This window comes from Streptomyces sp. NPDC007346, assembly GCF_040703535.1.
Taxonomy (GTDB): Bacteria; Actinomycetota; Actinomycetes; order Streptomycetales; family Streptomycetaceae; genus Streptomyces.
Genome location: NZ_JBEYKR010000179.1, coordinates 1 through 12,889, shown reverse-complemented (window position 1 = coordinate 12,889; position 12,889 = coordinate 1). Strand labels below are relative to the sequence as shown.

General features: G+C 73.3%; 14 protein-coding genes and 1 pseudogene. 11 read left to right on the top strand and 4 right to left on the bottom strand.

Features of this window, described 5'->3' with window-relative positions; all coding sequences use genetic code 11:
* Positions 1 to 91: 91 nt before the first annotated feature.
* Positions 92 to 649 (bottom strand): GNAT family N-acetyltransferase, encoded by a 558-nt coding sequence (locus AB0917_RS30595; RefSeq protein ID WP_366822930.1) that lies wholly within the window; start codon positions 647 to 649, stop codon positions 92 to 94.
* A gap of 194 nt (positions 650 to 843) precedes the next feature.
* Between AB0917_RS30595 and AB0917_RS30590 the strand changes: the two genes are divergently transcribed.
* The 4 genes from AB0917_RS30590 (at position 844) to AB0917_RS30575 (ending at position 3,636) form a co-directional block, all read left to right on the top strand.
* Complete coding sequence (locus AB0917_RS30590) at positions 844 to 1,479, top strand: DUF5134 domain-containing protein (RefSeq protein WP_366822929.1); 636 nt, start codon at positions 844 to 846, stop codon at positions 1,477 to 1,479.
* Positions 1,480 to 1,576: 97 nt separating this feature from the next.
* Complete coding sequence (locus tag AB0917_RS30585; protein ID WP_366822928.1) at positions 1,577 to 2,512, top strand: M56 family metallopeptidase; 936 nt, start codon at positions 1,577 to 1,579, stop codon at positions 2,510 to 2,512.
* Positions 2,513 to 2,673: 161 nt separating this feature from the next.
* Positions 2,674 to 3,366 carry a phosphatase PAP2 family protein gene (locus tag AB0917_RS30580; protein WP_366822927.1) on the top strand — a complete coding sequence of 231 codons (693 nt, stop codon included), beginning with the start codon at positions 2,674 to 2,676 and terminating at the stop codon, positions 3,364 to 3,366.
* Positions 3,367 to 3,456: 90 nt separating this feature from the next.
* Complete coding sequence (locus tag AB0917_RS30575; protein ID WP_366822932.1) at positions 3,457 to 3,636, top strand: hypothetical protein; 180 nt, start codon at positions 3,457 to 3,459, stop codon at positions 3,634 to 3,636.
* A gap of 243 nt (positions 3,637 to 3,879) precedes the next feature.
* Here AB0917_RS30575 and AB0917_RS30570 read toward each other — a convergent pair whose 3' ends face one another.
* On the bottom strand, positions 3,880 to 5,376 hold the full coding sequence (locus AB0917_RS30570) for a hypothetical protein (protein WP_366822926.1): 1,497 nt from the start codon (positions 5,374 to 5,376) through the stop codon (positions 3,880 to 3,882).
* 160 nt (positions 5,377 to 5,536) lie between these two features.
* On the opposite strand from AB0917_RS30570, the gene AB0917_RS30565 reads away from it, so the two are divergent.
* Both AB0917_RS30565 and AB0917_RS30560 read left to right on the top strand, forming a co-directional pair.
* A complete protein-coding gene (locus AB0917_RS30565) occupies positions 5,537 to 6,223 on the top strand; it encodes a DUF305 domain-containing protein (RefSeq protein ID WP_366822925.1) in 687 nt (228 codons plus the stop codon).
* Between the two features lie 135 nt (positions 6,224 to 6,358).
* Positions 6,359 to 6,508 (top strand): annotated as a pseudogene (locus AB0917_RS30560) (NADP oxidoreductase); the annotation flags it as partial.
* Between the two features lie 198 nt (positions 6,509 to 6,706).
* On the opposite strand, the gene AB0917_RS30555 reads toward AB0917_RS30560, so the two are convergent.
* Together AB0917_RS30555 and AB0917_RS30550 are read right to left on the bottom strand one after the other, a co-directional pair.
* Positions 6,707 to 7,435 carry a class I SAM-dependent methyltransferase gene (locus AB0917_RS30555; RefSeq protein ID WP_366822924.1) on the bottom strand — a complete coding sequence of 243 codons (729 nt, stop codon included), beginning with the start codon at positions 7,433 to 7,435 and terminating at the stop codon, positions 6,707 to 6,709.
* Positions 7,436 to 7,525: 90 nt separating this feature from the next.
* Positions 7,526 to 7,930, bottom strand: coding sequence for a hypothetical protein (locus tag AB0917_RS30550; RefSeq protein WP_366822923.1), 405 nt, complete (start codon positions 7,928 to 7,930; stop codon positions 7,526 to 7,528).
* A 132-nt stretch (positions 7,931 to 8,062) separates the two neighbouring features.
* Here AB0917_RS30550 and AB0917_RS30545 point away from each other — a divergent pair, with 132 nt between their 5' ends.
* The 5 genes from AB0917_RS30545 (at position 8,063) to AB0917_RS30525 (ending at position 12,809) form a co-directional block, all read left to right on the top strand.
* The gene (locus AB0917_RS30545) at positions 8,063 to 8,605 is read left to right on the top strand and encodes a GNAT family N-acetyltransferase (protein WP_366822922.1); all 543 of its coding nucleotides are present in this window, start codon (positions 8,063 to 8,065) and stop codon (positions 8,603 to 8,605) included.
* Positions 8,606 to 8,810: 205 nt separating this feature from the next.
* A complete protein-coding gene (locus tag AB0917_RS30540; RefSeq protein WP_366822921.1) occupies positions 8,811 to 9,896 on the top strand; it encodes an exo-alpha-sialidase in 1,086 nt (361 codons plus the stop codon).
* A 68-nt stretch (positions 9,897 to 9,964) separates the two neighbouring features.
* Positions 9,965 to 10,642 (top strand): uracil-DNA glycosylase, encoded by a 678-nt coding sequence (locus AB0917_RS30535; RefSeq protein WP_030570798.1) that lies wholly within the window; start codon positions 9,965 to 9,967, stop codon positions 10,640 to 10,642.
* Positions 10,639 to 11,823 carry a BadF/BadG/BcrA/BcrD ATPase family protein gene (locus AB0917_RS30530; protein ID WP_366822920.1) on the top strand — a complete coding sequence of 395 codons (1,185 nt, stop codon included), beginning with the start codon at positions 10,639 to 10,641 and terminating at the stop codon, positions 11,821 to 11,823. Before AB0917_RS30535 ends, AB0917_RS30530 begins: the two co-directional genes overlap by 4 nt.
* A 62-nt stretch (positions 11,824 to 11,885) precedes the next feature.
* Positions 11,886 to 12,809, top strand: a complete 924-nt coding sequence (locus tag AB0917_RS30525; protein ID WP_366822919.1) for a hypothetical protein — start codon at positions 11,886 to 11,888, stop codon at positions 12,807 to 12,809.
* Positions 12,810 to 12,889: the final 80 nt, after the last annotated feature.

Genomic DNA, 12,889 nt, shown 5'->3' with positions numbered 1-12,889 from the left:
TCCTCATCGCGGAGCGATTCGGGCGTTTCGGCAACGCCGCGAGGTGCCGTGCCAGGCGTCGCGGACCCGGTCAAGATCCGCCGGACACGCCCTAGTGGTCCTCGATGTTCTTGACCAGGAGCTCAAAGGCCAGGTCGTCGCGCTGCGGGATGCCGAAGCGCTCGTCGCCGTACGGGAAGGGCGTGAGCTTGCCGGTACGCCGGTAGCCGCGCCGCTCGTACCAGGCGATCAGCTCCTCGCGCACCGATATCACCGTCATGTGCATCTCACGTACGCCCCAGCTCTCGCGGGCCGTACGTTCGGCCTCGGCGATGATCACCTTGCCGAGGCCGCCGCCCTGGGCGCCGGGGCGGACCGCGAACATCCCGAAGTACGCCGCCTCCCCGCGGTGTTCGAGCTGGCAGCAGGCGATCAGTTCGCCGTCACGCTCGACCGCCAGCAGCCGGCCCGCCGGAGCGTCGATGACCGCGCGCACGCCCTGCTCGTCGGTCCGCTGCCCCTCCAGGAGATCGGCCTCCGTGGTCCAGCCGGTGCGGCTGGAGTCGCCGCGGTAGGCGGACTCGATCAGCGCCACCAGGGCCGGCGCGTCCTCGGCGGCCGCGTCGCGGAAGGTCAGGCGGGCCGAACCGGGAGGCGTGGCGGTGTCCATGGTGGAACGCTCCGTTCTCTGCTGCTCTCTGCGTGCCGTACACGTGCGGGTCGAGAGTAACGCGACCCGGAGCGCCCCTCCCGGTGCCCGGCGCACCTCCTTCACGCCCCCGCGCGCCCGGTTCGACGGCTCGGGGCCGGGCATCGACCAGAGCGGTGCCGTACGTCGCCGTACGTCCGAGGGGGAGGTTCGCCGTGCACGGAGGGGCCCTGGCCGGCTGGCTGATGATGACCTTGTGCGCGGTGAGCGGCGCGTACTGCCTGCTGCGCACCCGTACCGGCACCTCGCGGGAGCGCGGGGCCGCACGCGACGAGGCGCTGATGGGGTTCGGCATGGCGGCGATGGCCGTGCCGGCCGCGGTGCTGACGCCCCCGGGGTGGGCCTGGGCGGTCTACGCGGTGGTGTTCGGGGCCGCCGCGCTGCGGGCCCTCTGGGCCGCCCGGCACGGCGCCCACCATCTGCACCACCTCGTCGGTTCGCTGGCGATGGTCTACATGGCCGTGGCCATGGCTCCGGGGGTGACAGGAGCGGGCGGGCACGCCGGCCACGGAGCGGGGGGCGTTCCGCTGCTGACGGGGGCCCTGCTCGTCTACTACGCGTCGTACGTGCTCAGCTCCGCCGGCCACCTCATACCGGCGGGAACGGGCGTCGCGAGCTTCGCGGGCGGGGGTGCGGGGGGCGCCGTACGCGGCGGGGCCGGTACGGAGGCGGCCGTACGCGAGGGCGGTGGCTGCCTCATGGGGAAGGCGGCGGACGGGGGCACCGAGCTGACGACGGCCTGCCGGCTCACGATGGGCATCGCCATGTTCGCCATGCTTCTCACTCTGTGAGACGAGCCGCGAGACAGGGGGCCGCCAAACCGTGGTGTACGTCACTTGCCGGGCACAGCCGTACCCGTGGGGCGCCCGCCCCTCATAGGCTGACGCCATGCTGGTCTCCCTCGCGCTGCTGCTGCTCGGTGCACTGACCGCTCTGGTGACCCCGCGCCTGATGGCTCGGGCCCGGTGGCCGGAGCGGGAACCGGTGGTGGCGCTGTGGGTGTGGCAGTGCGTGGTGGCCGGGGTGCTCGTGTCGTTCGCGCTCTCCATGACGTTCAGCGCGGCCGCCGCCTGGCAGGCGGTGCGCGGCCATGTCTTCGCCCCCGCCCCGCACGCCGTGGTCGAGGCGTACGCCCTGGCCGCTTACGGCCCCTGGTCGGCGGTGATCGCGGTGCTGCTGGCGCTGGGCGGCCTGTGGAGCGGCGCGATGCTCCTGCGGGAGATCCGGCGCGCGCGGCGGCGCCGTAAGCGGCGCCGGGCGGAACTGCTGGTCCGCTCCCCGCTGCTGCCGGGCGAGGAGCCCGGCCCCGACCGCCTCGTGGTGCTGGAGGGCGAGCGCCCGGACGCCTGGTGGCTGCCCGGCTCGGCGCCCCAACTGGTCATCACCACCGCCGCCCTCGGCCGGTTGAAGGGCCGTCAGCTGGATGCCGTGCTCGCCCATGAGCAGGGCCACGCGCAGGCCCGGCACGACTGGCTGCTGCACTGCTCCTCGGCGCTGGCCATCGGTTTCCCGCAGATCCCGGTGTTCGCCGCGTTCCGCGACGAGATGCACCGGCTGGTCGAGCTGGCGGCCGACGACGTGGCCTCGCGCCGCTTCGGCCGGCTGACGACCGCGCTCGCCCTGGTCGGGCTCAACGAGGACCGCGGGGTGTTCGGCCCCTGCCCCACGCCCGACGCCCAAGTGCCGCTGCGCGTCAACCGGTTGCTGGCACCCGTCGACCGGCTGACGGCGGGCCGTCGGCTGCGCCTGACGGCGGCGGCCGCGCTGGTCCCGGTCGTCCCGATCGTGGTGGCCTTCGTTCCGGGGCTCCGCGCGCTGGGTTAGCCCGCCCGACGGGCCGGTGGGTCGGCCACCCGGCGGGGCCCGTGGGTCAGCCACTCTCCGGGCCGGTGGGGCAGCCACCCAGCGGGACCGGTGGGCCGGCGACCCGGTGGGTCCGGTGGGTTGGTTGGCGGCCCGGCGGTGGTGTCGGCGAGTATCACCCCATGCCCTCCCCCCACTTCCCGCGGACGGACCGCTCCCCCCGCCCCGCGTCCGCCCTGGCCACCGCGGCCGCGGGCACCGCCCTGTTCGTGGTGCTGCTCGCCCTGGTCGCGACGGAGTGGCCGCCCCTGATGGCTCTGGACCGTGCGGTCGCCGATTCCCTGCACCGGCACGCGGTGGGCGAACCCGGACTCGTCCGGGCCAACCGGGTGCTGACGGACTGGCTCTGGGACCCGTGGACGATGCGGGCGCTGGCCGCGGCGGCGGCGATCGTCCTGTGGTGGCGCGGCGCGCGGCTGCTCGCCCTCTGGGTGGCCGCCGCCACTCTGCTCGGCTCCCTCCTCCAGCAGGGCCTGAAGGCCGCCGTGGACCGCGAACGCCCCCGCTGGCCGGACCCGGTGGACACGGCCCACTTCTCCGCCTTCCCCTCCGGCCACGCCATGACCGCCGTGGTGAGCTGCGGGCTGCTCCTGTGGCTGCTGCGGCTGTACGGAGCGGGCCCGGCGCTGTGGGCCGGTGCGGTGGCCGTGGCGGTGGTCTCGATGACCGGGGTGGCGGCGACCCGGGTGTACCTGGGGGTGCACTGGCTGACCGATGTGGTGGGCGGGGCGCTGCTGGGGGTGGCGGTGGTGGCGCTCACCGCCGCCGGGTACGCCTGGAGCCTGCCCCGTCAGGCGCCGGGGCCCGGAGTGTGACCGATATCCCGCCCCGAACCCCCGCTGTGTGAGGGATATCCCGTCCCGCGAGGGGTGGGATCATCGGATCGGGGCCGTAGCCTTGTATCCATGTCCCCGATGTCGTCGTCGTCCGTTTCCACGCGCTCCGCCACCGAGGTCAACGCGGACATCCGCAGCCTGTGGCAGCGCTCGGGCGGATGTCTGTCCCCGCAGGACGAGGCCGAGTACCAGCGCCTGCTCGTGGAGTGGGCCGCCGCGACCGGCGGCAACGCCCGTACCCCCGCCTGAGACCGGGGCCGGAGCCGGTCCCGGGAAACACACCTGACTCCGGCGATCCCCCGCGTCGCCGGATCCAGGCACGGCATACAGCATGTCCCGGCCCGGCTCATCGGTCAATGAATATTCTGCGACGCACACCCGCCTGCACCGCCCCCGCGCACGCGGGCCGGTGTCCGCCGGGCGGAAGGAACCGCCCGGCGGACACCGGCCCTGTGAGCGCCGGACGAACCGAGGTCCTGCCCTGCCGACGGATCAGCGGGCGAAGTAGTCCGGCTGCGTCTGCACGTTGAGCTCGTCCAGCTTGACCCGGTCCGCCGGGGCGGTACGCCGGTCGTTCAGCTTCAGCACGTCCAAGCCCTTGGCGATGTCGCTGGAGTAGATGTAGCCGTTGTAGTAGTACGCCGACCAGGGGCCGGCGGTGGTGACCTGGTCGAGCGTGACCGGGCCGCGCTCGAAGAAGGCGATCTCCTTCGGCTTCGCCGAGTTGGTGAAGTCCCAGACGGAGATGCCGCCCTGGTACCAGGCCTGGACCATCAGGTCGCGGCCCTTCACCGGGATGATCGAGCCGTTGTGGGCGACGCAGACCTCGACGTCGGCCTGGTGGCGGTCGATCTTGAAGTAGCTGCGGAAGACCAGCTTGCGCTGGTCGCCCTTGCCCACGATGTCGTAGATGCCGTCGGCACCCCGCTTGGGCCCGATCTCCGCGTTGCAGGTGGCCGCGGCGCCCCCGCCGAGCTCGTCGGTGAAGACGACCTTGCCGGCCCCCTGGTTGAAGGTGGCCGAGTGCCAGAACGCGAAGTTCACGTTGTCCTGGACCCGGTCGATGATCTTCGGGCGCTCCGGGTTCTTGATGGAGAACAGCACGCCGTCACCCATGCAGGCACCGGCGGCCAGGTCCTGGGAGGGCAGGACCGTGATGTCGTGGCAGCCGGTCGTCCTGGAGACGCCCGGGTTCTCGGGCGCACCCGGGTTGCCGCCGTCCGGGAAGAGCACCGAGAAGTTCACGAGCCGGGCCTTGTGGGGCGTCTTCAGCGGCACCTTGATGATGGAGATGCCGTCGTGCGGCGGCTGGCAGTCGGGGAACGCCTCGTTGGGCGAGTACGAGGAGACGTAGATGTAGATGTTCTGCTTCTTGCCGTCCGGCACGAGGGTGTGGGTGTGCGAGCCGCAGGCGGTCTCGACGGCCGCGATGTACCGGGGGTGGCGCTTGTTGCTGATGTCGAAGATCTTCATGCCCTCCCAGGAGGACTTCTCCGTGGCGGGCTGGGTGGTGCTGGAGCAGGAGTCGTCACTGCGCGAGGAGTCGGTCGAGAGGAACAGCAGGTTCCCGGAGACCGAGATGTCGTTCTGCGAGCCGGGGCAGAGGACCTCGGAGACCGTCCTCGGCTTCTTCGGGTTGCTGATGTCGTAGATGACGAAGCCGTCGTAGTTGCCGACGTAGGCGTACTTCTCCTGGAACGCGAGGTCCGTGTTGGTGCCCTTCAGGGCGCCCTTCGGGACGTTCGCCACGTGCTCGATGTTGGCGCTGTGGACGATCTCGTCCACACCGGGGATGTCACCGCTGCGGATCGCGGCGCGGGCTTCGGCCTGCTGACTGGTGGTCACGGAGCCGCGCTCCACCGGGGCGTCACCCGGGTCGGGCGTCGCCGCTGCGGGTGCGGCTGTCAGCAGCGCGGCGAAGAGGCCGGCCGCGGCTGCCGCCACGCCCAGACGTCTGCGCCGCACGTGGGTGGTGTGCAACGAGATCACTGTGTCCTCCCTTGTATCCGTTCGGGGTTCGAACGGTTCTCGGACCTCGGCAGTATCGTCCCTCTCATGTACACATCAACAGATGGCAACAGAGACGTAATGAAAGTTTTTGATCTTTGGCCTGCGGAAGCGTGCTAGGAACGGTCTGCAACGCACCCATGTGGCACAGGAGGTCGCCGTGCTGAACCACCGCCCGTCCGCCCGCCCGCGCGCAACCGCCCTCACGGCGGCGGTGGTTGCCGCCGTACTCGCCCTGGGCGGCTGCGACGGCGGCGGCGGCGATACGAAACCGGCCGAGGGCAAGGACACCGGCCCGGGGGTGGTGGCCCCCGGTAGACCGGGCGAGCCCGCCCGGACGCTCACCGCCGAGGAGGCGGCGAAGGAGGTGAGCAGGGACACCGCGAACTCCGCGGACTTCCGTTACGCGCAGATGATGATCGAGCACCACGCGCAGGCCCTCGTGATGACGGACCTCGCCCCGGACCGGGCCTCCGCCCCGGCCGTGAAGCGGCTCGCCGAGCGGATAGCCGCAGGGCAGAAGCCGGAGATCGGGGCGATGGAAGGTTGGCTGAAAAGAAACGGTGGCGAGGACCGCGAACAGCCCCACGACCATGCCGGGATGCCCGGTATGGCGACCGAGGCACAGCTGAAGGAGTTGCGCGCGGCGACGGGCAAGGCCTTCGACAAGCTCTTCCTGGAGCTGATGATCACCCACCACCAGGGGGCGATCACCATGGCCACGGAGGCGCTCTCCGAAGGGAACGACGTGACCGTCGAGGAGATGGCGAGCGATGTCGTCGCCCAGCAGACGGTGGAGATCAACCGGATGCGCGCGCTGATGACGTGAGCGGCGCGCGACAGGCCGCTACGGCTGCCGCGCAGCCGCGATCATCTACCGTGAGCTGCGCGTATCCCGTATCCCGTATCCCCTGTTCCGGCCGGCGGTGCGCTGCTGGAAGCGCCCTCCGGGAAGAGGTGCGCCGTGCTCCGTGTCGCCGTCGTCGGTTCCCACCCCAGCGGGGTCTACACCGCCCAGGCACTGCTGAACCAGTCGCTCGTGCCCGATGTCCGCGTGCACGTCCTGGACCGGCTTCCCACCCCGTACGGCCTGGTGCGGTACGGGGTCGCACCCTTGCGGGGCGGGGTGCCCTCGCCCGGCGAGTACGCGGCGGGGTGGATCAAGCGGGGGCCGGTGAAGATCCCCGACTGGCCGGGGCTGCCGGCGGCGGCGCGGGGCGAGGAGCCGTGAGGCGGGCTCCCGGCACCCCTCGCCGGAGTCCGGTCGTCGAGCCTCGGAGTCCACGCGCGGACCGCCGGGGCCTCCTCGGCGTCACTCCCGGGTCGCCACCACCAGGCGGGCGCGCGGGGAGCCGTCGGGGCGCCGGCCCAGGTCGGTCAGGGCCATCAGCCGCACACCGAACCCGGCGTCGGTGAGGTCGTCGAGCACGTCGGAGAGCCGGAACGTGCGGTAGTACATGATGAACTTCGGGCGCCACAGGGCGTTGCGCACCCGCATCGCCGCGTCGAAGCCCAGGAACGACCAGTAGGCGCGCGACCCCACGGCCGGCGGGGCGCCGATCGGGAAGACGAACCGGCCGCCCGGCCGGAGCGACCCGTACACCTCGGCGAAGAGCCCGAAGCGGTCCGCGGGCAGGAAATGGCCGAACGCTCCGATGCTCAGGGCGAGATCGAAGGCCGGGGCGAACGGGAGCGCCAGGGCGTCGGCCCGTACCCAGTCCACCGCCGGCCCACCGCTCGTGGGCGGCAGCGCGGCGCGGGCCTCGGCGAGCATCCCCGCGCTGAAGTCGACCCCGGTCACCCGCTCCCGGCACACCTGCCGCAGCACTCCGACGCCCGCGCCGGTCCCGCAGCAGACGTCGAGGCCGGTGTCGAAGGGGCCCAGCGGCTCCAGGGCCCGGGTGACGCTGTCGAGGACGCGGCCTGGGGTCCGGTAGGGCGTGTGGTCGAACTTCGGGGCGAGCAGGTCGTACCCGTGCTCGGTCGACGACAGCGCCTGGACGGCCAGTTCGCGGAGGGTGGGGCCCTGTTTGGTGAACATCGCGGCCAGCCTATCGAGGGGGAGGGCGAGCCGGAGACCGAAGCCGCCGCTCCCGGGGCGCGACGGCGGGCGGACCTGCGGCCCGAGGGGTCAGCGGTTGCCCGGAAGCCGACGCCTGAGGGTGATCGCGGTGTTGACGTCGTAACTCTGGCTCCAGGTGCGGCCCGCGGGGGACTTCCAGGTGACGTGGGCCGTGGACCCGTCGGTCCGTACGCCGTCCACGGTCATGGCCCGCTCGCCGTCGCGCACGTCGCCGCGGCGCAGCTCGCCCGCCCGGACCGTGACAGGCCCTCCGGCGGGCGCGTTCTCCGTCTCCTCGGCCGCCCGGACCAGCGCGGCCGCCAGCTCCCGGGCGGCGGCCGGGGTGCACGACCAGCGCACCTCGCCCGCCGGGGACGACAGCGTCACGGAGAGACGGGGATCGGGCCCGGCCTCCCCCGGGGCCACCGCCACCGGAACGTCGTGACCGTCGGCGTCCGTGATCCCACTGCCCATCGCCTGCTCCTCGTGCCCGGTCCTGCGGTGTGTGCCGCTCCAGCATCTCAGCTGCGCCGGCGACCGCCGAACCCGCCGTGACCAGGGAATTCGGTTGTGCGGGCGGTACGGCCGCCCGTAGCTTCACCACCCGTGAACCCCTCGCTGCGCACCGATCGCCTGCTGCTCACCCCGTACACGCCCGCCGACGAGGAGGCGTTCGTCGCCCTGTTCCAGGACGTCTCGGTCTCCCGGTGGATGGGCGACGGGCCTGCCACGGAGGCGGAGGACCGGGCGCTCTTCGGCCGGATCTTCACCGAGGTCTACGCCAGGAACCGCTTCGAGGTCTGGGCGGTCAGGGCCGACGGCGAGCTCGTGGGCCACGCCGAGATCAAGCCGACCGAGGCCTCCGGCGGGTACGAGATCATCTACGCACTGGCCCCCGGGGCATGGGGCCGGGGCCTCGGTACGGAGCTGGCGCTCGCCCTCGTCGGGCACGGGTTCGGCACCCTCGGGCTGGCCGAGGTGCACGCGACCGTGGCCGCCGAGAACGCCGCCTCGCCGGCCGTGCTGGGCCGGATCGGCTTCGCCCACGTCAGGGACGTCCAGGAGGACGACGGCAGCACCACCCGGCTGCTGACGTGCACTCGTCCGCCCGCCCCCGCCGCGCGGGCGGCGCAGGCCCAGGGCTCCTGAGCCCTTCTCGGGCCCGGTGGACGTCCGGGCGGCCGCGCCTGCCGGGCCTCGCCCGCGCCACGGCCCAGCGCGTCGAGCCGGGCGGCGGGCCGGTGCGCTCCCGGGCCGGTGCGCGGACGCGCCGGGCGCGTGCGCGAGCCACTGTCAGTGGTCGGGTGCAGACTGGCTCACATCCGGCACAACGGCGTATCGGGAGGTCTCCGCCATGGCCGACGTACTCCTCACCGTGGGCACCCGCAAAGGTCTCTTCATCGGCCGCAGACGCGAGGGCGACTGGAAGATCGAAGGGCCACACTTCAACGCGCAGGCGGTCTGCTCGGTCGCCGTCGACACCCGGGGCACCACGCCCCGGCTGCTGGCGGGCGGTGACAGCGCGCACTGGGGGCCGTCCGTCTTCCACTCCGACGACCTGGGCGAGAGCTGGGTCGAGCCGCGGCGGCCGGCGGTGAAGTTCCCCGAGTTCACCGGGGCGTCGCTGGAGCGGGTCTGGCAGTTGCAGCCGGCCGGACCCGAGGCGCCCGACGTCGTCTACGCGGGCACCGAACCGGCCGCGCTGTTCCGCTCCGAGGACCGGGGCGAGTCCTTCGAGCTGGTCCGCCCGCTCTGGGAGCACCCGACCCGCTCGAAATGGGTGCCGGGCGGCGGCGGAGAGGGGCTGCACACCATCCTCACCGACCACCGGGACGCCCGTGCGGTGACGGTCGCGGTCTCGACGGCCGGGGTGTTCCGGACGAAGGACGGCGGGGAGAGCTGGGCCCCGGCCAACAGAGGCGTCTCCGCGGTCTTCCTGCCGGATCCGGACCCCGAGTTCGGCCAGTGCGTCCACAAGGTGACCCGGGACGCGGCCGACCCGGACCGGCTCTACCTCCAGAACCACTGGGGGGTCTTCCGCAGCGACGACGCGGGCGACAGCTGGAGCGACATCGGCGCCGGCCTGCCCTCCGACTTCGGGTTCGCCGCCGTGGCGCACCCGCACCGCGGCGACACGGCGTATGTCTTCCCGATCAACGCCGACGCCGACCGGGTTCCGGCGGAGCACCGCTGCCGGGTCTTCCGCACGGGCGACGCGGGGCGCACCTGGGAGCCGCTCACGGTGGGCCTGCCGAGCGGCGCGCACTACGGCACGGTGCTGCGCGACGCGCTCTGCACGGACGACGCGGATCCCGCCGGTATCTACTTCGGCAACCGCAACGGCGAGTTGTACGCGAGCGCGGACGACGGGGACAGCTGGCAGCAGCTCGCCTCGCATCTGCCGGACGTGCTCTGCGTACGGGCGGTGACCCTCGGCTGAGTACGGGCGGCGGCCCTGGGCCGACGGCAGTTGATCGGAGTGGTCGTATCACCAGTAGAGTGCGGCGCGTGGCAGCACGACCGTTGAAAGAAATCATTGAGCCGGGGTGGGCCGATGCCCTCGAACCCGTGGCCGAACGCATCGCCGCTATGGGCGACTTCCTCCGCGCGGAGATCGCCGCGGGCCGTACGTATCTACCCTCCGGGGCCAACGTACTGCGGGCGTTCCAGCAGCCGTTCGAGGAGGTGCGGGTGCTCGTCGTCGGCCAGGATCCCTACCCCACCCCGGGGCATGCGATCGGGCTGAGCTTCGCCGTGGCCCCCGATGTCCGGCCGCTGCCGGGCAGCCTGGAGAACATCTTCCGGGAGCTGCACGCGGACCTCGGCCTGCCGCGGCCGTCCAACGGTGATCTCACACCGTGGACCCGGCAGGGGGTGCTGCTGCTCAACCGGGCGCTGACCACCGCGCCGCGACGGCCCGCCGCCCACCGGGGCAAGGGCTGGGAAGAGGTGACCGAGCAGGCGATCAAGGCGCTGGTGGCCCGGGGCACGCCGCTGGTGTCGGTCCTGTGGGGGCGTGACGCCCGCAACCTGCGCCCGCAGCTGGGCGACTTCCCCGCGATCGAGTCCTCGCACCCCTCGCCGATGTCGGCCGACCGCGGGTTCTTCGGCTCGCGGCCCTTCAGCCGCGTCAACGAGCTGCTGGAGCGCCAGGGGGCGCAGCCGGTCGACTGGCGTCTGCCGTGACCGACGCCCCGTCGCCGCCCGCCGCGCTCCCCCCGGGGGCGTACGTCCTCGGGGTCGACTCCGGCGGGTCGGGGCTGCGGGTGGCGCTGGGCCGGGTGGACGCGGACGAGCCGCTGTGCACGGCCGTCTGCGCCGAGCCGGTGCGGACGGGGGCCGGCGGGATCGACGCGGCCCATCTGCTGGAACAACTTCTGCCCACGGCGGCGGAGTTGCTGGAGCGGGCGGGCCGGAGTGACGGCTTCGGTACAAGCGAACTCCCCGTGACGGTCGGCTCGGTGGCGATCGGGGCCGCAGGAATGGCCACGCTCGGTGGGCGGTTGCGGGCGGAGCTGCCCGGTGCGCTCGCACAAGCCCTCGGCGTCCGCCGGCTGGCGCTGGCGGCGGACGCGGTGACGGCGTACGCGGGGGCGGTGGGGCAGCGCCCCGGGGCGGTCGTCGCGGGCGGCACCGGCATGATCGCCCTCGGCACGGACCTGGCGCGGTGGCACCGGGCCGACGGCTGGGGTCATCTTCTGGGTGACAGTGGCGGCGGCGCGTGGATCGGCCGGGCGGGGCTCGAAGCGGCGATGCGCGCCCATGACGGGCGGCGCGGCGGCTCCCCCGCCCTGCTGGCCCGGCTGCACGCCGTGTTCGGCCGCGCCGAGGATCTGCCGGGGCTGCTCTACCCGCGCTCCGACCGGCCGGCCGTGCTCGCCTCGTTCGCCCCGGAGGTGGCGGCGTGCGCCGGGGCGGACCAGGTCGCGGCGGGCATCCTCCGGGAGGCGGCCGCCCATATCGCCGAGGCGGCGGCGGCCGTCTGCCCAGCGGCCGGGGCCCAGGCCGGCGACGGCTGCGAAGTGGCCCTGACCGGTGGGCTGTTCCGGATGGGTGAGCCGCTGCTCCAACCGGTGCGCGAGGAGCTGGCGCGGCTGGCCCCGCAGGCCCGCGTGACCACCGGTACGGGCGATCCGCTGACCGGCGCGCTCCGGATCGCGCGCGCCCTGGCGGTGGACGGTCTGCGCCTTCCGCACCACCCGACGATGCTGTTCGTCCCGGTCGGAGGCGGCCCTGCCGGACGCGTGGGAGCAGACGTACGGGACGGGGAGCCGGACCCCGGCGGCGTACCGGCGGGCGGGCCGGCGGACAGGCCGACAGACACGGACACTTCGCCGGTACACCACTCATCGGACATAAGCGGATAGTTAACGCTCGACCGGACCCTCCCCGAACAGAGGAGCATCCAAAACCAGTAGCATGCGGCGCCATGAGCACCCCCACTGGGCCCGCTTCCGGCCTGCCTGTACGAATGCCGCGACCTCGCCAGTCCGGACGGCACCGCCGCCCGGAGCCGGTGGTCGCGCCTGAGGGCGCTGCCGCGCTCGTTCTCGCCGTTCCCGGCACCCCTTCCTCGGCCACGCGCAGCCTGGCCGAAGAGGTGATCAGCATCGCCCGTTCGGAGCTGCCCGGCCTCAACGCCCGGATCGGCTATCTCGACGGTGACGACGCCGAGTACCCCACTCTCGCCACCGTTCTCGCCCACTCCGCCGCCGAGCGCGTCCAGCGCTACGAGCAGGCCGTCGCCGTCGGCCGTGAGGCCGCCGAGCCGACCGGTCCGGCCGCCATCGTGGTCCCGCTGCTCGCGGGTCCCGACAGCACGCTGATCCGGCGGATACGGCAGGCGGTGATGGACAGCGGCACGCAGGTCGAGCTGACCGACGTGCTCGGTCCGCACCCGCTGCTCGCCGAGGCGCTGCACGTACGGCTCTCGGAGGCCGGACTGGCGCGCGCCGACCGTGCCAGGCTCTTCACCGTCGCCACCGCCGCCGACGGCATCGTGCTGGCCACGGTGGGTGGCGAGGAGGCCGTGCGGGCCGCCGGGATCACCGGCATGCTGCTGGCCGCCCGGCTCGCCGTGCCGGTGATGGCCGCCGCGCTGGACGTGGAGGGTTCCATCGCCTCGATCGCGCAGCAGCTCCAGGGCTCCGGCTCCGCGCAGCTCGCGCTGGCGCCGTACCTGGTGGGCCCGGAGGTCGACCCCGGCCTGCTGGACGCCGCCGCCAAGGAGGCGGGCTGCGCGACCGCCGAGCCGCTGGGCGCCTACCCGGCGATCGGCAAGCTCGTGCTCTCCCTGTACGCCACGGCGCTGGGCATCACGCCCGCGACCCCGCAGGGCGCCCAGGCACACTGACCCGGGTCCACGGAGGCGGCACGGACGCACGAGAGCCGCGGCCCGGACCGGAGGATCAAGCCAGATGATCCCTCCGGTCC